This is a genomic window from Candidatus Darwinibacter acetoxidans, from assembly GCF_041936445.1.
In the GTDB taxonomy this organism is placed as follows: Bacteria; Bacillota; Limnochordia; order Darwinibacteriales; family Darwinibacteriaceae; genus DTU010.
Genome location: NZ_JBHGXH010000045.1, coordinates 1 through 19,243 on the forward strand (window position 1 = coordinate 1; position 19,243 = coordinate 19,243).

A 19,243-nucleotide genomic window follows, 5' to 3' on the forward strand; every position below is an offset into this window, starting at 1 on the left:
TATAATCTTTGGTGTATAGTTTTGTTTGCATAACTAAATTATACCAGGGTACGGGCTCCTTCGCGAGCCCGTATTCTCGTTATTAGACAAAAAAGGGCCGTGCAGGATGAACTAATCAACGTTCATTCTGCAACAGCCCCGCTCTTTTTCTTGCGCATGCTAGGCACGCCCAGGGAAATCCTGTATACTGTATCTCAAAGGCACACTGCCTCGGCAAAGGGAGGAAAACCCAGCCGGATCACGAAGGTTTGAAGGAGGCGGAGCAGTGGCCACCACGGTTATTCTCGTCAGGCACGGGGAGACCGCCTGGAACCTAGAACAGCGCTATCAGGGTCAGGAGGACAGCCCCCTCTCGGATTTGGGGCTGTTTCAGGCCAGGCGGGTGGGTCAGTTTCTCAGCAAGCGCCCGATTGCTGCGGTTTACACCAGCGATCTGGGGCGGGCGGTGCAAACTGCCCAGCTGATCGCGGAGCATCACCAGCTCACGCCCACCTTAGACCAGCGCCTCCGGGAGATGTCCTTCGGGGTGTGGGAGGGCCTGACCCGCAAGGAAGTGGCGGAGCGCTACCCCGAGCTGTACTACGGCCGCCTGCAGGATCGCTCCAGCCACCCCATTCCAGGTGGGGAGGACCCGGCGGATGTGGTCCGGCGCTTTAGGGGCTGTTTGGAAGAACTGGTGGACCGGCATGCGGGGGAAACCATCGTGGTGGTCTCCCACGGGGCTGCCCTGCGCCTCACTTTAGCTGCTCTGCTGGAGATACCCTTAAGCCGCTCCCAGTGCCTGAGTCAGAGCAACGGGGGCATTTCCGAGCTGGCCCACAGCCCCAAAGGCTCTCCCTGCCCGTGGCGGGTGATCACCATCAACAGTACTTACCATCTGCTCTAACATATTCCCTGTGGTTCGGGCATAAAGTTAGATGATGCTTTGAACCAAGGGAGTGGGGGCAGTGTTTCTAGCGGGAGCCCTGTGGGAATTGATCGTGCGCTATTTCTGGCGCCACCTTCCCCTTTATGTGGCACTCATCCTTTTGTTTGTTACCGGCCTGGGCTTCGGTGCCCTGGCCACCCACAAGCTTTCACCGGTTCAGAAGGAGGATCTGTCTAGTTATATCTCCGCCGTCTATCTCACTTTAGCCGAGGGCAGTGCTGAAACCCTGGACAAAGCCCAGCTCTTTTACGGGAGTTTCCGGGACAACGTGATCAAAACCGCGGGGCTCATCTTCCTCCTGGGCCTGACGGTGATCGGAGCACCCCTCATTTTGGCCGTTGTGTTTGTGCGGGGCTTCGTTTTGGGGTTTACCGTTGGTTTTCTGGTGCAGGACGCGGTGGTCAAGGGGCTGGTTCTCTCCACCACCTGCATCCTGCCCCATAACGCTTTGATGGTTCCCGCCCTGCTTCTGGGGGCGGGAGGGGCTCTGTCCTTCGCGGGCAGCGCCTTCCGCACCCTGGTGGGCCGCTCCAAAGAGGGGATCCACGGTCAGCTGGCTACTTCCACCTTCCTGGCCCTGGTGAGCGGGCTGCTCTTTCTGGCGGCTGCGGTGGTGGAAACCTATCTCACCCCCTTCCTCATTCAGCTGGGGCGGGGCTTTTTGGCTTGAAGGGAGGACCGCTGGTGAACTGGTCTAGAACCCTAGCGGAATACTCCGCCTACCTGCGGGTTGAAAAGGGCCTCTCGGAAAACAGTGTCCAGGCCTACTTAAGCGATCTGCGCCAATTCCAGGAGTTCCTGCAGCAGCGGGGGCGCTCCCTGGAGAAGACCGATGCCGCCGAGGTGGAGCTCTACCTCAAGCACCTGGCGGATCAGAACCTGGCGCCCCGCAGTCGGGCGCGCAAGATTTCGGCCCTCAAGAACTTCTTCGTCTATTTGGTGGAAGAAGACCTGGTGGCTGACAATCCCTGCCTTTACATTGCCACCCCCAAGCTGCCGCGCCGGCTGCCGGAGATCCTCAGTGAACAGGAAGTTGCCGCCCTTTTGGAAGCGCCTAAACTGGACAAGCTCGCAGGCTACCGGGATCGGGCCATGCTGGAGGTGCTCTACGCCTCGGGACTGAGGGTTTCGGAGCTTTTGGACTTGGATGTGGGTGACATTGATGAACTGGGCTTTGTGCGCTGCATCGGTAAGGGGAGTAAAGAGCGCATCGTGCCCATCGGTTCCCATGCCCTCAGGGCCACAGACCTGTACCTCAAACATGCCCGGCCCCGGCTGTGCAAAAACTTCCGGGAAAGGGCGCTCTTTGTCAATCAGCGGGGGCGGCGCCTAACCAGGCAGGGCTTTTGGAAAATTATTAAAGCCAGGGCGAAAGAAGCGGGGATCACAAAGAACATCACCCCGCACATGCTCAGGCATTCCTTCGCCACCCACCTTTTAAGGCGCGGCGCCGACCTGCGCTCGGTCCAGGAGATGCTGGGGCATGCCGACCTGGCCACCACGCAGATTTATACCCATCTGGATAAAGGGCATCTGAGGGAGGTTTATAAACAAGCGCATCCTAGAGCTTGGAAAGGGGAAGAAAAGTGAAAAGACTAGTGCTTTTGGTTCTAGACAGTGTAGGCGTGGGGGAGCTTCCCGACGCCCATCTTTACGGCGATGAAGGCAGCAACACCCTGGGCAATGTGGCAGAAGCGGTGGGAGGCTTGAACATGCCCCATGCCCAGAAACTCGGCCTGGGCAACATCATCCCAGTTAAGGGGGTACCCCCCACAGACCAGCCCCAGGCGGCCTGGGGCAAAATGGCGGAGCTCTCCAAGGGTAAGGACACCACCACGGGGCACTGGGAAATCGCGGGTCTGATCCTAAAGGCGCCGTTTCCCACCTATCCCGACGGTTTTCCTCCGGAGCTCATGGCCGAGTTTGAACGGCGCATCGGCCGGAAAACCTTAGGCAACTACCCCGCCTCCGGGACCGTGATCATTGACGAACTGGGGGAAGAGCATCTGAAAACGGGCTTTCCCATTGTCTATACTTCCGCGGACAGCGTGTTTCAAATTGCCGCCCATGAAGAGGTGGTACCCCTGGAACAGCTCTACGGGTGGTGCCGCATAGCCAGGGAGCTGCTCACCGGCCCCCACGCCGTGGCCCGGGTGATCGCCAGGCCCTTTGTGGGCCGGCCCGGCGCCTTTCAGCGCACCGCCAACAGGCAGGATTTCAGCGTGGCTCCCTTCGGGCCCACGATCTTGGATGCTTTGACCAACAGCGGCATCCCTGTCTACGGTGTGGGGAAGATCTCCGATATCTTCGCGGGCCAGGGCATCACTGAAGCGGTTCCCAGCAAAAGCAATCAGCAGGGGATGGACCGCTTAGTGGAACTCCTCGCGGCCAAACAGGAGGACTGCCTGATCTTTGTGAACCTGGTGGATTTCGACATGCTCTGGGGCCACCGCAATAACGTGGAAGCCTATGCCCAGGGCCTGGAGGAGTTTGATGCCCGGCTGCCGGAGATCAAGGGCGCCCTGCAGGAGGGCGATCTCCTGTTTATCCTGGCGGACCACGGCTGCGATCCGACCACAATCAGCACAGATCACTCCCGGGAGTATGTGCCCCTGCTGGTGGTGGGCCAGGGGGTGGAGCCGGTGAACCTGGGTGTGCGCAGCACCTTTGCCGATGTGGCCAAAACGGCAGCCGACTATTTCGGCATCCCCTATGAGACCGTGGGAGTGAGCTTCCTGCGGGAGATTCTGCCCAAGGAGAGGAGTTGAGCCTGTGCGCACTGTGGAGCTGATCCAGAAAAAGCGTGATGGCGGAAGGCTGAGCAGGGAGGAGCTGGAGTTCCTCATCCAAGGCTATGTGCGCGGCGAGATCCCCGACTACCAGATGGCTGCCTGGGCCATGGCCGTGTACTTCCAGGGCATGGAGCCGGAGGAAATCACGGACCTGACCCTGATCATGGCCGGTTCCGGGGATACCCTGGATCTCAGCGGAATCCGGGGGGTGAAGGTGGATAAGCATTCCACAGGGGGAGTGGCCGACACCACCACTTTGGTTCTGGCTCCCTTGGTGGCCAGCGCCGGGGTGCCGGTGGCCAAGATGTCCGGCCGCGGTCTGGGCCACACCGGGGGGACCGTGGACAAACTGGAGAGCATCCCCGGTTACCGTACGGCCCTCAGTCCCCAGGAGTTCATCGACCAGGTGAACAGGATCGGCGTGGGTGTGGTGGGCCAAACCGGCGAGCTGGCCCCCGCCGATAAGCTGCTCTACGCCCTGCGGGATGTGACCGCCACCATCGAGTCCATCCCCCTGATCGCTTCTTCCATCATGAGCAAGAAGATTGCAGCCGGTGCCGATGGCTTTGTCTTGGACGTTAAGGTGGGCAGCGGCGCCTTCATGAAGGAGGAGGAGCAGGCCGTGGCGATGGCCAAGGCCATGGTGCAGATCGGCACCTTGGCAGGTAAAGCCACAGTGGCCTTGGTTACGGACATGAACGAGCCCCTGGGGCGCTGCATCGGCAATGCCCTGGAGGTGAAGGAAGCCATCCTGACCCTCCAGGGGCAGGGCCCCGCGCACCTCACCGAGCTCTGCCTGCAGCTGGGCACCGAAATGCTCCTCCTGGCTGGGGCCGCAGCCCAGGCCGGCGAGGCCAGGGCCAAGCTGGAAGAGAGCCTGTTCAGCGGCGCAGCCTTGGAGAAGTTCAAGGAATGGGTGGCAGCCCAGGGCGGCGATGCCCGGGTCGCGGAAGATTTGAGCCTGCTCCCCCAAGCCCGCCACCGGGCCAGCCTCAAGGCACCCCGGGCCGGCTACATCCAAGGGATCGATCCCCTGGCCCTAGGCTTGGCCGCCATGCACCTGGGGGCCGGCCGGGAAACCAAGGATTCCACCATCGATCTGGCGGTGGGAATCGAACTCAAGGTCCGCAGCGGCGACTACGTGGAAGCGGGAGCGGACTTGGCCGAGATCTATGCCAACGACCAAGGCCGCCTGGAGGCCGCTTTTCAGGAAGCCCTGGCAGCCTTTGCCCTGGGCGGAGAGAAGCCGCCAGCTAGACCCCTGGTTTACCGGAAAATCACCGCAGAAGACGTATAATGGGGCCCTGGGCCCCATATTTATTGTAGTGGGGAAGGGGGGCTTTAGCGGTGCGCACAGACTGGATGGCCAGGTGTCTAGCTGCCCTGCTCTGTTTAGCGGTGTGCACGGGGCCGGCCGCCGCCCTGGAGCCCACGGGCAGGGCCGCCTACCTGATGGACCCCTACAGCGGACGGGTTTTTCTGGAAAAGGACAGCCAAGAGCCCCTGCCGGTAGCCAGCATCTCCAAGCTGATGACCTTGGTCCTGATTTTAGAAGCGGTGGACCGCGGCGAGCTAGCCCTTACGGATCTGGTCACCGCCAGCCCCTTCGCGGCCAGCAAACGGGGATCCCGCATCTGGCTGGAGGCGGGGGAGCAGCTGCCCTTAGGTGAGCTTGTGTATGCCATTGCCGTGGGTTCCGCCAACGATGCCGCGGTGGCGGTGGCCGAATACATGGCCGGCAGTGAAGAGCAGTTTGTGGAACTGATGAACCAAAGGGCCAAGGAGCTGGGACTTACCGCCAGCACCTTTGTGAACTGCACCGGCCTGCCGGAAGAGGGGAAGCCCCCGAACCTGATGAGCGCGCGGGATGCCGCCTTGCTCGCGCGGCACGCGCTGCAGGTGCCCCTGCTCATGGACTATGTCTCCACCTATGAGTACACCATGCGGGCGGACAGCACCAAGATCCCCGTGCTCTGGAACGCCAACAAGCTGCTGAGGCGCTATTACGGCGTGGATGGCATGAAAACGGGCTTTACCACGGAAGCGGGCTACTGTATGGTGGCCACCGCCAAGCGGGATGGGCTGCGCCTGATCGCGGTCACCTTGGGGCACAAAACGGAAGAAGAGAGGGAAAGCGCGGCCCGGGCCCTTTTGGACTACGGGTTCCGCAAATACCAGAGCCTGCAGCTTTACCCCAAGGGAGCGGCGGTGGGCAGCCTGGAGTGCCCCACCGGCAAGCCCAAAACGGTGGATGTGGTCCTGCCCCATGATTTTTACATTACGGTGGAGCGGGGCAAAGAGGTTGACTTCGTCACCGTGGTCAAGCTAGATACGGAACTGCGCCCGCCTATCCCCCAGGGCCAGACGGTTGGCACCATCACCGTCATGTACCAAGATGAGGTTTTGGGCAGCAGCCCCCTCACCGTGGGCCAGCCTGTGGAGAGGCTTTCCTTCCCGGGACTGGTCTACCGCCTGGCCCAAGCCCTGGCCCAGGCCATCTTCTGAGCCTGAAAATGGGCTTTTTTTCCTTTTCTTTGCAGGTAAACCAGGCCGCGCCTCGAAAAAGTCTTTAGCATGGTAATTGGGAGGGAAGCCTGTGCAGTACAGCTTTGAAACGGTGGGACAAGCACTCATCGCGAGGCTCGGGGGCGAACTGGACCTGCATACTTCACCGCACTTCAAAGAACAGCTTGCCAAGTTCTTCACCACCCATCCCCAGATCAAATACTTAATCATGGATGTTCAAGACCTGCAGTTCATCGACAGTTCAGGATTGGGAGTGATTCTCGGCCGCTATCGCGATGTGGAGGAAAGGGGAGGCCGGCTTTTTTTTGTACAAGCCAATCCCCACATCAAGCGGGTTTTGCAGATGTCAGGCTTTCAAAAGATCTCTGAATTCGCCGATTCCACTGCCGATGTGCTAAAACGGGTCGAAGGGGGACAACTCTAATGGCAGGCACCAATTGGGTCAAGTTCGAGATTCCCAGCGACACGCGCAACGTGGCCTTTGCCCGCACGGCCGTGGCGCTGTTTGCCAGCCAGCTAGACTGGACGCTGGATGAGCTGGAGGACATTAAGGTGGCCGTTTCCGAAGCTGTTTCCAATTCCATCATCCACGGCTACCAGCTGGGCGAAGGCATCGTCCGGATAGAGGCTTCCTACCAGGATCAGAAGCTGACCATTGTGGTGGAGGATTACGGCCAGGGCATTGCCGATGTCAAGCAGGCGCAGGAAACAGGCTACACCACCATTCCCGAGGAGCGGATGGGCCTGGGCTTCACCTTTATGCATGAATACATGGACGAAGTGCTGGTGGTTTCCGAAGTACAGAAAGGGACCAAGGTGATCTTGATCAAAGAAGTGCCGCCCCGATCGGAAGGATAATCCACCATGGATATGGAACAAACTAGGCGTCTGATTGCCCAAGCTCAGCAGGGAGATGTGGAGGCCCGGGGTGAACTGGTTGAGGCGAACCTGCCCTTGGTGCACAATATCGCCAGGCGTTTTGCCGACCGCGGGGTGGAGTGGGAAGATCTGGTGCAGATTGGTGCCCTGGGCCTGCTCAAGGCCATTGAGGATTTCGATTTCAGCTTCGATGTGCAGTTTTCCACCTTTGCCGTCCCCAAAATCATGGGGGAAATCAGGCAGCATCTGCGCAGCTCCTCACCGCTGAAGATTTCCCGTTCCTTGAGGAAGCTGGCCAGCGAAGCCCTGCGGGCCCAGGAAGCCCTGGAGCAGTCCCTGGGGCGCAGCCCCACCATCTCCGAGATCGCCGAGCAGCTGAACACCGCGCCGGAAGAAGTGGTCTGTGCCCTGGAGGCAGTGGCGCCGGTCTACTCCCTCCAGAGCACCTTAGGCAGCGGCGACGATGATGCCCCGGCCCTGGAAGATGTGGTGGCCGTTTCCGACAGCCAGGAACACTTCCTGCTGCGCCAAGCTTTGGAGAAGCTGGAACCGGAGGAGCGGCGTTTGATCCTCCTCCGCTATTTCGCGGAAAAAAGCCAGAGCCAGGTGGCTGAAGAGTTTGGCACATCCCAAGCGCAGATTTCGCGCATGGAAGCTCGCATTATCCGCCAACTGCGTCACGATTTGTAGAAAAGAGGGTTAGTTTGTCTGTAGATCTGCATACCCACACAACTGAATCTGATGGCACTTGGACACCCCAGGAACTGGTGCGCCAAGCGGTTGAGCGAGGCCTGACAACCATCGCCATCACAGATCACGATACCACCGCGGGTATTGAGGCCGCGCAAAGCCAGGCGCCCCCAGGCCTGGAGGTGATTCCGGGCATCGAGATCAACGCCGCGGCGCCCGATGGGGCCGATGTACACATTTTGGGTCTCTGGATCGACCCCGCCAATGCAGCCCTCCAGGAGCAGCTGGATATCCTCAGAAGATCGCGCATCGAGCGCACCGAGAAGATCCTGGCGCTGCTGCGGGGCTTAGGTGTTCCCATCAGCCTTGATGATGTGCTTCAATACGCGAGGGAAGAGGTGGTGAGCCGCAGCCACATCGCCTCTGTACTGCTGGAAAAGGGCGTAGTCGAAACGAAAGCAGAAGCCTTCCAGCACTGGATTGGGGAAGGGTGCCCCGCCTATGTGCCGCGCTACAAAATCGAGCCGGCTCGGGCGGTGGAGCTGATCATCCAAGCCGGCGGCGTGCCGGTTTTAGCCCATCCGGGCCTTCTGCCCAACCTGGATGTCCTGCCCCTTTTGGTGGAAGCGGACTTGGTGGGCTTAGAAGTGATCCACCCCAGCCATGATCAGGCCCAAACCGCCCACTACCTGGAGCTGGCGCGCCGCTTTGGCCTCCTACCCAGCGGCGGCTCCGACTGCCACGGGCCCGGTGGAAAGGATCAAATCTACCTGGGCAGCTATACCATCCCCGCCCAATGGCTGGAGGATCTGGCCGCCCGGCGCTAAAGGCGCGGGGACCCTGCCTGTTATTCCCTGCAGGGCATTCCCCCTGCGGCTCGAATTAGCTTGAGTAGAATCTCCCTGAGCTGAACGGGAAGTCGCTGAGCTAATTTGCAAGTTGAGGGAGTTGGGGGAATGTCGCAGTTAACGGGGGAAAAGATCGCGCTGCAGCTGCAAACGCCGGGCCGCTGCCGCATGCACTATCAGATCCTGGTTAAGGGCGAAGTGATCGGCGAGGTGGAGCTGGATCACATCGCCTGGCGCAGCGGCGAAGCGGAGCTGAAGATTCACATCTTCGATCCGGCCAAGCGGCGGCGGGGTTTTGGCAGCGATGCGGTCACAACGCTTCTGGAGCATGCCTTCGGGACCATGAACCTTCGCCGGGTTTACCTCCGGGTCCACGCCACCAACACAGCCGCTGTCCGCTGCTACGAAAAGGCCGGCTTCAAAAAGGAAGGTAAACTCAAGCGCTCCTTTGGGGGAGAGAGAAAAGAAGAAGTCCTGCTCATGGCCGTCTCCAGGCAGCACTTCAGCAAAGAGAAGCCCGCCCGGGCTGTTTAGAACCGCACCACTGCGGTTCTTTCTTCGTTCATCCCCCAGAACGCCTGGCGCGGCACGAATCTTATACACGGAAACTGGAATGGAGCAAAGGATTATCTTCGCCTGTGTCGAAAACAAGAACATGTATTTCTTTAGCACGCAAACGGAGGGGTATTAATGCTCAAAATATTCGCACTCGGTGGTCCAGTAATGATTCCCTTACTGTTCTGCTCCATCTTCGCGGTAGCAGTCGGCCTGGAACGACTGTGGTACTTACTGCGTTCACGGGTGGATACCGATGATCTGATGGAAGACATCAAGCTGTCCCTAGGCCAAGGTAAGGTGCTGGAAGCCATGCAGATCGCCAAAAAGGCCCGGGGACCTGTGGCCGCCGTTTTGGCAGCAGGTATAGCCCACTATGATCAAGACCGCGCCGAGATCAAAGAGAGCATGGAAGCAGTTGGCCGGGATGAGGTATACAAAATGGAAAGGCGTATGGTCGTTTTGGAGCTGATCATCTCCATCGCACCCCTCTTGGGGATTTTGGGTACCGTAACCGGGATTATCCAAAGCTTCAACGTGATCGCAGCCTTGGAAGGCATTGGACAGGCGGCGGAGCTGAGTGCGGGAATCGCTGAGGCATTGATTACCACGGCAACCGGTCTGGCCATTGCCGTGCCCACCATGGCCCTCAACGCTTACCTCAACACCATCATCGACAAGAACATCGCCGACATGAATAAAAAATCCACCGAACTGCTCAATCTTCTCGAGGCGAGGAGTGAGTTTTAATGAACTTCCAACGCACGCGAGGGCGGCATCGCGGGCCCGACATCACTCCCATGATTGACGTTGTCTTTTTCCTGTTGGTCTTTTTTATGGTGTTTTTCACGGTGAGAACTGCACCCTTAGGCCTGAACGTGGAACTGCCCAGGGCGGTAACGGGCAATCCCCAAGCCGCCGCCAGGTTTGAAATAGCTGTGGACAAGTCAGGGAACATGTACGTTTCTGGAAGCAGGGTTTCCAATGCCCAGCTCCAGCAAGTGCTGGCTGAAAGGCTGCGGGTCAATCCCGATATGTTCGTGATTGTGAAGGCCGACAAGGAGGTGCGCTACGAATACGTAGTGAATGCTCTGGACCAGGTACGCAGCGTAGGCGGCTACCGGTTGGGCCTGGCAGTTGAGCAGGACAGGTAGGGAGAAAGGAGAGAGGTATGTGCACAACCTGTATGGTGATGAACCGCGGCTGAACAGGTTTTTGTTGATTTCCGTAGTTCTCCATGCCATCCTGTTCTTTACCTTACCCGACCTGGCTTCCCGTCTGGAAGTGGATGTGCCCGGTATGGCGGGAGGGGGCGTAATCCAGATCATGCATGTGGAACGGTCCACAAACCCCCGACCATCGCCGGTTACCGATCCCCTCTCCCAGGGAACGGTACCCAGGGTCACAGATCCCCGGCCTCTGCCTGATCAGCCTGCGCAGGAAGAGGCCGTTGCCCAGCCCCAGGCACCCGCAGTGGAGGAACCGCTAGTGGAGCGGGCCAGCCCCGATCAGCCGGAGCCAGAGTACACTCCCGACCCCGAGCCCACAGCTCCCCAAGAGGAGCTGCCCAGCCCCGAGCCTCCCAGGGAGGCCGTGATGGAAGAGGGGGCAGGCGAGCTCATCAGCAGTGAACAGGGACCTGAAGTGACGGCGGAACCCCTGGCCAGAGAGGAGATCGAACCGCCGGTTGAGCCGCGCCCTGAACCCGAAGAGCGACCCGCTTCCCAAAACGTGAGCGGCTCAGGAACGGGTACAGGCGGTTCCGATGATGAGCCGGGCCAGGCCCGGTCCGGCACGGGAACGGCGCAGACCGCTCCACCTCCGCCACCGCCGCCGGCCAGCGGCCGGGGCCTGCATGGGGGAGGAATTCCCACCTATCCCAAGAACGCCGAACACGATGGCGTGGAAGGTGTGGTGTTCCTGGTTATTGAAGTGTCAGCCGACGGACAGCTTCTCAACGTGATCCTGGAGAGGTCCTCAGGCGACAGCCGCCTGGACACCCAGGCCTTGAAATATGTGCAGGACATGTGGACGTTTCCCAGCCAGCCCTATGACTACAGCTGGGAAGTTGCCGTTGTTTTCAGCAAAGAGGACAACCGTTTCGTCTCCAGTGTGGAATACGGAGAGGTCCGCTGGCTGAACGTGCCTTAACGGGAGGATAGAGCAGATGCCAAAAAAACCAGTGATTGTCTTGGGGCTGCTAACCCTCGCGCTTGTGATGCTGGTGGCCGCAGCCTCCTCGGCCCAAGAGATCGTGGAGATAGGCAATGAGTACATCCGGATCGTGGTCAATGGCGGGGAGCTCAACGGCGGCCGGTTTTCCGTGGGTACGACGGGGGGCGACCCCGGTCGCGACAACGATGATCACAAAGCGCTGATCTACGGCGGTGACGACCCCTGGACGTCCTATACCACGGTGAAGGTGGATAACCAAAACTGGATTTACGGAAACCCCACGGATCGCCGGGCGGGTTTCGACGGCTTGTACGGCGAGATGGTACAGCCCCCCACCATTGTGGATGGTAAGATCGAGAGCAGCTGGAAACTGGGGCCCATCCAGGTCTGGCAGGTGCTCAGCATCACCCGGAGCAGCACCACCGGCCTGATGGATACGGCCCAGATCGAGTACCACGTGGAAAACACGGATACGGAAGCCCACATGGTGGGACTCCGGCTCATGCTGGACACCATGCTGGGGACCAACGACGGGGCGCCTTTCCGGGTGGAGGATCGGGCCCTGACCACGGATACCGTCTATTATTCCCAGAACATGCCCGAATTCTGGCAGGCCTTTGACTCCCTCTCTGATCCCAGGGTGATGGCCCAGGGAACCTTGAGGAAGCCGGGGATTACCCCTCCCGATCGTGTCTATTTCACCAACTGGGGCAGTGTTGCCGATGCCCCCTGGAACTTTGATTTTATCCCGGGGCGGGATTACACCCGCATCGGGGAATGGGAGCTGGACAGCGCCATAGCCCTGTTCTGGGACCCAGTGGTGCTGGCGCCGGGTGAATCCCGCAGCTACGTTACATATTACGGTTTGGGCGGCGTAACCATCGCCGCGGGCGACCTGATCGTGGGTGTAACCTCGCCGGCCCAGGTACCTGCCGATACGGAAGGATTCCAGACCTTCTCCATCATCGCTTACGTGGAAAATGATGGCGAAGCCGATGCCCTGGATGTGGTGGCCGAACTGAGACTCCCCAGGGAGCTGGAGCTGGTGGGCAGCCCGGCCAAGGTGGCCTTGGGCGATCTGCCGGTGGGCGAGACCGCGCAGACCGGCTGGCAGGTGCGGGCCCTGAGCAACGCGGAAGGGGTCTACACCTACGAAGTGGTGGTGACTTCCACCAACAGTGAAACCAACAGGGCAACCCGTACCATCGAGGTGCTCAGCCCGGCCCGGCTGCAGGTCTTGGTGAGCGCACCTCCGGCACTGGGGGTGAAAGACGAACGCTTTGACCCAGCCACCTTCGACGTGACCGTTTTCCTGCGCAACGAAGGAGGATCCGCCTATTACGGCGGCACCTTCGAGCTGCTCCACCCCATGCTGGAGCTTCTGCCGGGACAAAGCGCCAAACGCTTCCCGGGGACCATTGAGGCCGGGGAAGAGCTCTCCTTTAAGTGGGTGCTGCGGCCCCAGGCCGGTTACTTCGGCGGTGGGCCTTTGGGCTACTCCCTGCGCATCACCTCACCACGGGGCGAGCAGACGGTGCGTACCATGTCCATCATCATCCCCCTGCTCAAACCCAAGGTCTGGGTGGGTGAGCCGGAGGTGGCCGGCGGCGGTCTGGTGAGGGAAGGCGAGTACTTCAAACTGCCCATCTGGGCCACCAACATCCCGGATTTCCTGGGCGTGGAACTGGATTTGTCCTTTGATCCTGAGCGCCTGGAGATCGTGGGCAAAACCCTGGATATCTCCATGGGGACTCTGTTTGTGGCCGACGGTGAAACGCCGGGCACTACCCGCTGGACCATGCCCTTCATTGCCAACGACACCGGCCAAGTCCTGGGTCTGAAGGCAGAGCGCACCAGCAAGCTGGACAACGCCTACGGCACCCTTTTGACCATCTACTTCCGGGCGAAAAAGGCCGGTCTGGCTCGGGTCAGCATCGATGATGTGAAGGTGATCATCCCGGAAGCCATCCTTGATCCATCGTATTTTGAAGTGGAACATAGAGATGTTTTGATTCAACCAAGATAGCGAGGAGGCTCACTTGCATGAAAAGGAAAGTTCTCTATGGACTGGTTCTGGCCGTGGTTTTCAGCCTGGCAGTCCCCGCCTTTGCGGAAACCACGATCAAAGATGTTCCCGTTGACCATTGGGCCTATCACGCGGTGAACACCGTTGTGTCCAAGGGTTACCTAACCGTGTTTGAGGATGGAACTTTCCAGGGAACCCGGGCCGTTGACCGCTACAGTCTAGCCAGTGTCATCGCCAGGCTTCTGGAAGACATTGAGGTGACCAGGGTCAGGGGTACAACGGGGGATCTGGCGGCCATCGGCGATCTGCGCACCAGGTTTGAAGAGGATCTGGCCACCTGGTACGCAGACCAGCAGGGCCTGCGGGATAGCGTGAAGCGCGTCGAAGAAAACGCCCTGGTTGCAGAAGAACGGGTCAGCCGTGTGGTGGCCGCGCAGGTGGCCATGGAAGAGCAGGTGGAAGCCATCCGCCGGGAACTTGCGGCCTACCACAGCGCACTGCAGAGCTTGGAGGATCTGCTGGATCAGCGCATGGCCCAGCAGAGAGGCGATTTGGGCGACTTGTCCCTGAACCTGGACGAGCACGAGCGGCGCATCTCGGAACTGCTCAACGCCGTGATCGTCCTGGAAAAGGAGATCATCTCCCAGGGCGATGAGATCGCCCAGCTGCAGAACTGGGTCGGGGAAAAGGATGCGGTCTTCGCCGCCCTGCAGAGCTCCGATGCGCAGATCAGCGCGCAGATGGACCAGCTGCTCCAGAACAACCAGCAGCTGGAAAAGGATATCCAGAACCTGGCTGTGATGCTCCACGGTGAACGGCAGCGCCGGGATGAGCTCGCCAGCCAGCTGGAGGAAGCCAAGGCGGAAATCGTGGTCCTGCGGGAGGACCGCTCCATGCTGGAGGATATCAAGCAGGAGTTGGGTTCCGATGTGAACGCGCAGCTCAACGCCGCCCTCATCCGGGAACAGCGGCTGGAGCGGCAGATCAAGGCCTTGGAAGAGGAATTCACGGCCTATAAAGAAACCGCGGACAAGGAGCTCAAGTCCGCCAAAACCCTGGCCATCGTGGGTATTGCGGTGGGCGCCATTGGTGCGGTGATCGGTTTCTTCATGAGTCCCGGCGGCAACTAAGGCTTGCTTTCGGCGGCGGGGTCCCTAGGGGCCCCGCTTTTTGCATAATTTGGGCTGCAGGCAGCATACTACTAACGCGCAGGAAAGGAGTGACGCTGTTGCAGCCCAAAGAATATCAGCAGCTGGTCCAGGAGAATCTACCGCCCCGTCCCATTGTGAAGAACATGCTGTGGGCGTTTTTTGTTGGTGGGCTGATCTGCGCCCTCGGCCAAGTGGTGCTCACCATTGCCCAGAGCTTTGAACGGACCAAAAACGAAGCCGCGGCCGTGACTCTGGCAGCCATGATCCTCTTGGGCACCATTCTCACCGCCTTGGGAGTGTACGACGAAATCGCCGAAAAGGCCGGGGCAGGGGTGGCTGTGCCCATCACGGGGTTTGCCAATACTGTAACTTCCGCCGCCATTGACTTCCGGAGGGAAGGGTTCCTTTTGGGCATGGGGGCCAAGATGTTTGTCATCGCTGGACCGGTCATCGTCTACGGCATCCTCTCCGGCTTTATCGTCGCCTTGATCAAATCGCTGGTCTTGGGGCTGTTTTGAGGGGGATCGCCTTGAGCAAACGCATCGGCCAAAGAACCCTCACCTTCAGCCGGGCCCCCCGCATCACCAGCAGCTACACACTGGTGGGGCCCAGGGAAGGGAAGGGCCCCCACGCCCTCGACTTCGATGAAATCCTCCCCGACGACACTTTGGGCCAGAAAACGGCGGAAAAGACGGAACGCCTCATGCTGGAGCTGGCCATCACCAAGACTTTAGAGCAGCACGACACCGCGATCGAAGATGTACAGTTCCTCATCGCGGGCGATCTGCTCAACCAGATCACCACCTCCTGCCTGGCGGCGAGCACCTATCCCGTACCCTTTCTCGGCATCTACGGAGCCTGCTCCACCTTCGCGCAAGCCCTGGGTCTAGGGGCGGTTTTGCTGGAGGGGGATTTTGCCCAGCAGGTGCTCATCGGCACGGCCAGCCACTACCAGACGGCGGAGCGGCAGTTCCGCTATCCCATCGAACTCAACGTGCAGCACCTGCAGACCAACCATGTCACGGTTACCGGTGCCGCAGCAGCAATTTTGAGCTTTGCCGACCGGGGACCCCGCATCACCCATGCCACCTTCGGGCAAGTAGTGGACATGGGGCTCAAAGATCCCCATGATATGGGTAGTGCCATGGCACCGGCTGCCTTCCATACCATTAAGGCGCATCTGGCGGACACAGGCCGCAGCCTCCAGGACTACGATCTGGTGCTCACGGGAGATTTGGGCAAACAGGGCCGCAAGATGCTGCGGCTGCTGTTGGAAAGGGAGGGATTTGAGGGCTTGGAGAGGCTGCAGGATGGAGGCAGCCAGATCTTCGGTGATTGGCAGCCGGTGGGAGCCGGGGGCAGCGGCGCTGCCTGCGTTGCTGTCATGACCCTGGGTTACGTGCTCAACCGCTTGAACTCAGCCAAGGCCCGGCGGGCCTTGATCGTGGCCACAGGGGCGCTGCTCAGTGCCTTAACAGTGCTGCAGGGCGAGTCCATCCCCTGCATCGCCCATGCCATCGCTTTGGAGCAGTAGGGAGGAGAAAAATGCAGTATCTCATTGCCTTTCTGGTGGGCGGCACCATCTGCGCCATCGCCCAGCTCATCTTTGATACGGTCAAATGCAGTTCTGCCCATGTCTTGGTGGGGCTGGTCATCCTAGGTGCGGTACTGAACGGCCTGGGGCTGTACGAACCTTTTCAGGAGTTCGCCGGTGCGGGGGCCCTGGTCCCGGTCATGGGCTTTGGCAGCTCAATCACCACCGGAATGATCTCCGAGGTGAAGCGCTTGGGCTGGGAGGGGCTGTTTACGGGAGCCTTCGAGATCACGGGCCTGGGGCTTGCGGCCGCGGTGGTGTTCAGCAGCCTCTTGGCCCTAATCAGCAAACCACATCGATAACCCCCGGGAACTGGGCCTGGGGGTTGTTTATTGCCCTTCCTTGGGGGAGGAAAACCAGAGGCAGAGTAGAACTTTATCTGAAGAAGAGAGGAAACTTTTAGGTGATGTAGAACCGTTTCTTATCTTACCACTAAGGATTCGGCGGAAGGGGGATCCCCATGGAAGAGAGACAATTAGTGGTGTTTCGCCTGCACAACGAGGAGTTTGGTGTGGAAATTACCGATGTGCGCGAGATCGTCAAACCTCGGCATATCACCAGGCTGCCCCATGTGGCGGATTACATTGAGGGAGTCACCAACCTGAGGGGCGAAGTTATTCCCGTAATCTGCCTGCGCAAGCGTTTTGGGCTGGAACCCCAGGAAGAGACCCAAGATACGCGCATCATTATGCTGGAGATCAATAATGGTCTGGTTGGTTTCATCGTGGATGCGGTCACCGAGACCCTGCGCCTGCCAGAAGAGGCCATCGAACCGCCGCCGAGCAATATCGCGGGACTGCGGGCCGATTACCTGGCCGGAGTGGGTAAAGTGGATGACCGGCTTTTGATCCTCCTGGATGTGGACAAGATCCTGAGCACAGATGAAAAAATCCAACTGCAGAGCCTGCAGGATCAAGAGGTGGAAGAGGCACAGGAACAGCTCAAGTAAGCGCCTTCCCATGCCGATAACTAACGGGAGAAGTGATCTTTTGGCGCGCCACAGGAGGTGAGGAAGGTGGAGGACATTCTAACTCAGGAAGAAATCGACCTTCTAATTAAAGCTGCCACCCAGCCAGACCTGCAGCTCGAACTGGACACGGACGCGGAGGAAGAGGGCGAGGCCCGCTACGACTTCAGCCGACCGAACAAGTTTTCCAAGGAGCACATCCGGGCCCTGCACAGGATTCACGAACAGTTCTGCCGCACCTATGCAGGTTATATGTCGGCTAAGCTCCGCCACCGAATCGATTTGAGGGTACAAAGCATCGAACAGATCCTCTTTGGAGATTTCGTGCGTTCTCTACCTAACCCCTCAGTTCTGAGCATCTACCAAGTGCGTCCCCTGGAGGGCTACGCCATCGTCCAGTTTACACCGGACATTGCCTTCCTGCTCCATGACCGGCTGTGCGGCGGTGATGGCATCCCCATGCGCCGATCCCGCAGTCTGACGGATATCGAAATCGCGGTGTTGAAGCGGCAGGTGCTCAGCACCCTCTCCTCACTGCTCAGCGATGCCTGGCGGGATGTGGCGGAACTCCACTTTGAACTGGATTATATGGAAAGCAATCCCCAGTTCCTGCAGGTGGCTGCCGACCGCGATGCGGTGGCCCTGATCACCATGCGTTTTGAGCTGCAGGAGTTCAGCGATATGATCAGTATCTGCCTGCCCCACCGGACGCTAGAGCCCATCTTGAAGAACTTAACCCACATCCGCATGTTTGAATCGCTGCAGCAGCCCGATCCCAAGCGCATCGAGCTCCTCAAACAACAGGTGCGCTCGGCGGTGGTGCCGGTGGAAGTGGAACTGGGCCGGACCACAGTCACCGTGGGGGACCTGCTGGATCTGGCCCCAGGCGATGTTGTGGTGCTGGATCGCAAGAAGCACGAGACCCTGGATGTGAAAATCGGTTCCATGACGAAATTCAAGGGGACACCTGGCAGGCTCGGCGCGCGGCTGGGTGTGGTGATTACCGCCGTCTTGGAGCCCGCAGTCGAAGGAGGGCCGGATGATGAATGATGATCTCATGAGCCAAGAGGAACTGGATGCCCTGCTCCAAGAATACGCCCAGAAAAAGGAGTCTGCCGAGCTGGAAACCGACAATTACCTGGACGTCATGGAACAGGATACCCTGGCGGAGATCGGCAACATCTCCATGGGTTCCGCCGCCACCGTACTCAGCACCCTGGTCAACCACAAGGTGCGGATCACCGTTCCCAACGTCTATGTGAGCACCGCACGGGCGGTGGCCGAGTCTTACCCCATCCCCTGTATCGTGGTGAATGTAGCCTATGTGCAGGGGCTGCAGGGTGCCAACCTCCTGGTGATCCGGGAGGAGGATGCCCTGATCATTGCCAGCTTGATGATGGGCGGAGATGGGACAAACCTCCCGGAACAGCTGGACGAGCTCTATCTCAGCGCCGTCACCGAAGCCATGAACATGATGATGGGTTCAGCGGCCACCTCCATGAGCGAGCTGTTTGGGCGGCAGATTGAGATTTCACCGCCCACCACCACCTGGCGGGACCTGGCGCAGGATCCCATTGCCCCCGATTTGCCCGAGGAGCAGCCTGTAGTGGTTGTGGCTTTTCGTGTGGAGATAGAAGGCCTGGTGGACAGCACTATGCTCCAGATTATTGATATCGACTTTGCCCGGGAGATGGTGCGGGCGCTGCTGCCCCAAGCGGAACCTGCCCCCTCCGGCGGGGAAGAGCCGGCCGCGACCATGGACTGGGAAGACTTAAAGCAGGAGCCGGTGGCCACCAGCGCTGCACCGGAGGAACGGCCGGCCCCCGAACCTGTCCGCTATGATCTGGGTAATCTCAATATAGACCTGATCCGGGACATTCCCGTGCAGGTTAGGGCCATTTTGGGGCGTACCAAGATGACCATAGATAATATCTTGCGGCTGGGCCCCGGCCACATCATGGAACTGGAGTCGCTACACGGCGAGCCCATCGATCTCTATGCCAACGACACCTTGATTGCCCGGGGTGAAGTGGTGGTGGTGGGCGAGCAGTTTGGAGTGAGGATTACGGAAATAGCTGCGCCTCAAGACCGCATAACCAGCATCCGTTAGCT

22 protein-coding genes are annotated in these 19,243 nt (G+C 59.6%); all 22 read left to right on the forward strand.

The genetic code is table 11. The features are described from left to right. Window positions 1-265 precede the first annotated feature (265 nt). The 22 genes from ACE4YL_RS01545 (at window position 266) to fliY (ending at window position 19,241) form a co-directional block, all read left to right on the forward strand. Window positions 266-886: a histidine phosphatase family protein gene (locus ACE4YL_RS01545; protein ID WP_461359878.1), complete on the forward strand. Its 621-nt coding sequence runs from the start codon at window positions 266-268 to the stop codon at window positions 884-886. A 61-nt stretch (window positions 887-947) separates the two neighbouring features. After that, window positions 948-1,598 (forward strand): stage II sporulation protein M, encoded by a 651-nt coding sequence (gene spoIIM / locus ACE4YL_RS01550; RefSeq protein ID WP_461359879.1) that lies wholly within the window; start codon window positions 948-950, stop codon window positions 1,596-1,598. Between the two features lie 14 nt (window positions 1,599-1,612). Then, window positions 1,613-2,518 (forward strand): site-specific tyrosine recombinase XerD, encoded by a 906-nt coding sequence (gene xerD, locus ACE4YL_RS01555; protein ID WP_461359596.1) that lies wholly within the window; start codon window positions 1,613-1,615, stop codon window positions 2,516-2,518. Further along, a complete protein-coding gene (locus ACE4YL_RS01560; RefSeq protein ID WP_461359597.1) occupies window positions 2,515-3,696 on the forward strand; it encodes a phosphopentomutase in 1,182 nt (393 codons plus the stop codon). Before xerD ends, ACE4YL_RS01560 begins: the two co-directional genes overlap by 4 nt. Before the next feature lie 4 nt (window positions 3,697-3,700). Continuing rightward, complete coding sequence (locus ACE4YL_RS01565) at window positions 3,701-5,017, forward strand: pyrimidine-nucleoside phosphorylase (RefSeq protein WP_461359598.1); 1,317 nt, start codon at window positions 3,701-3,703, stop codon at window positions 5,015-5,017. Between the two features lie 50 nt (window positions 5,018-5,067). Next, window positions 5,068-6,225, forward strand: a complete 1,158-nt coding sequence (locus tag ACE4YL_RS01570) for a D-alanyl-D-alanine carboxypeptidase family protein (protein WP_461359599.1) — start codon at window positions 5,068-5,070, stop codon at window positions 6,223-6,225. 91 nt (window positions 6,226-6,316) lie between these two features. Beyond that, entirely contained in the window at window positions 6,317-6,670 is a 354-nt protein-coding gene (locus tag ACE4YL_RS01575) for an STAS domain-containing protein (RefSeq protein ID WP_461359600.1), read from the forward strand. Further along, entirely contained in the window at window positions 6,670-7,104 is a 435-nt protein-coding gene (gene spoIIAB / locus ACE4YL_RS01580) for an anti-sigma F factor (protein ID WP_461359601.1), read from the forward strand. The genes ACE4YL_RS01575 and spoIIAB overlap by 1 nt, the downstream gene beginning before the upstream one ends. A gap of 6 nt (window positions 7,105-7,110) precedes the next feature. After that, window positions 7,111-7,815: a SigB/SigF/SigG family RNA polymerase sigma factor gene (locus ACE4YL_RS01585; RefSeq protein ID WP_461359602.1), complete on the forward strand. Its 705-nt coding sequence runs from the start codon at window positions 7,111-7,113 to the stop codon at window positions 7,813-7,815. A gap of 14 nt (window positions 7,816-7,829) precedes the next feature. Next, window positions 7,830-8,642, forward strand: a complete 813-nt coding sequence (locus ACE4YL_RS01590; protein ID WP_461359603.1) for a PHP domain-containing protein — start codon at window positions 7,830-7,832, stop codon at window positions 8,640-8,642. Between the two features lie 129 nt (window positions 8,643-8,771). Then, window positions 8,772-9,197, forward strand: a complete 426-nt coding sequence (locus tag ACE4YL_RS01595; RefSeq protein WP_461359604.1) for a GNAT family N-acetyltransferase — start codon at window positions 8,772-8,774, stop codon at window positions 9,195-9,197. 189 nt (window positions 9,198-9,386) lie between these two features. Then, complete coding sequence (locus ACE4YL_RS01600) at window positions 9,387-9,968, forward strand: MotA/TolQ/ExbB proton channel family protein (RefSeq protein ID WP_461359605.1); 582 nt, start codon at window positions 9,387-9,389, stop codon at window positions 9,966-9,968. Next, window positions 9,968-10,372 (forward strand): ExbD/TolR family protein, encoded by a 405-nt coding sequence (locus ACE4YL_RS01605; protein ID WP_461359606.1) that lies wholly within the window; start codon window positions 9,968-9,970, stop codon window positions 10,370-10,372. The genes ACE4YL_RS01600 and ACE4YL_RS01605 overlap by 1 nt, the downstream gene beginning before the upstream one ends. A 19-nt stretch (window positions 10,373-10,391) precedes the next feature. Then, entirely contained in the window at window positions 10,392-11,369 is a 978-nt protein-coding gene (locus tag ACE4YL_RS01610; protein ID WP_461359881.1) for a TonB family protein, read from the forward strand. Between the two features lie 16 nt (window positions 11,370-11,385). Continuing rightward, window positions 11,386-13,419 carry a hypothetical protein gene (locus tag ACE4YL_RS01615; RefSeq protein WP_461369075.1) on the forward strand — a complete coding sequence of 678 codons (2,034 nt, stop codon included), beginning with the start codon at window positions 11,386-11,388 and terminating at the stop codon, window positions 13,417-13,419. A 17-nt stretch (window positions 13,420-13,436) separates the two neighbouring features. Continuing rightward, a complete protein-coding gene (locus ACE4YL_RS01620) occupies window positions 13,437-14,549 on the forward strand; it encodes an S-layer homology domain-containing protein (RefSeq protein WP_461369076.1) in 1,113 nt (370 codons plus the stop codon). Between the two features lie 89 nt (window positions 14,550-14,638). Beyond that, window positions 14,639-15,088 (forward strand): stage V sporulation protein AC, encoded by a 450-nt coding sequence (gene spoVAC, locus ACE4YL_RS01625; protein WP_461358516.1) that lies wholly within the window; start codon window positions 14,639-14,641, stop codon window positions 15,086-15,088. 11 nt (window positions 15,089-15,099) lie between these two features. Next, on the forward strand, window positions 15,100-16,104 hold the full coding sequence (gene spoVAD / locus ACE4YL_RS01630) for a stage V sporulation protein AD (protein WP_461358515.1): 1,005 nt from the start codon (window positions 15,100-15,102) through the stop codon (window positions 16,102-16,104). An 11-nt stretch (window positions 16,105-16,115) separates the two neighbouring features. Next, the gene (locus ACE4YL_RS01635) at window positions 16,116-16,466 is read left to right on the forward strand and encodes a SpoVA/SpoVAEb family sporulation membrane protein (protein WP_461358514.1); all 351 of its coding nucleotides are present in this window, start codon (window positions 16,116-16,118) and stop codon (window positions 16,464-16,466) included. A gap of 158 nt (window positions 16,467-16,624) precedes the next feature. After that, window positions 16,625-17,113 (forward strand): chemotaxis protein CheW, encoded by a 489-nt coding sequence (locus ACE4YL_RS01640; RefSeq protein WP_461359885.1) that lies wholly within the window; start codon window positions 16,625-16,627, stop codon window positions 17,111-17,113. Between the two features lie 66 nt (window positions 17,114-17,179). Next, the gene (gene fliM / locus ACE4YL_RS01645) at window positions 17,180-18,181 is read left to right on the forward strand and encodes a flagellar motor switch protein FliM (RefSeq protein ID WP_461358512.1); all 1,002 of its coding nucleotides are present in this window, start codon (window positions 17,180-17,182) and stop codon (window positions 18,179-18,181) included. Then, window positions 18,174-19,241, forward strand: a complete 1,068-nt coding sequence (gene fliY / locus ACE4YL_RS01650; protein ID WP_461358511.1) for a flagellar motor switch phosphatase FliY — start codon at window positions 18,174-18,176, stop codon at window positions 19,239-19,241. Before fliM ends, fliY begins: the two co-directional genes overlap by 8 nt. The last annotated feature ends 2 nt before the right edge of the window (window positions 19,242-19,243 follow it).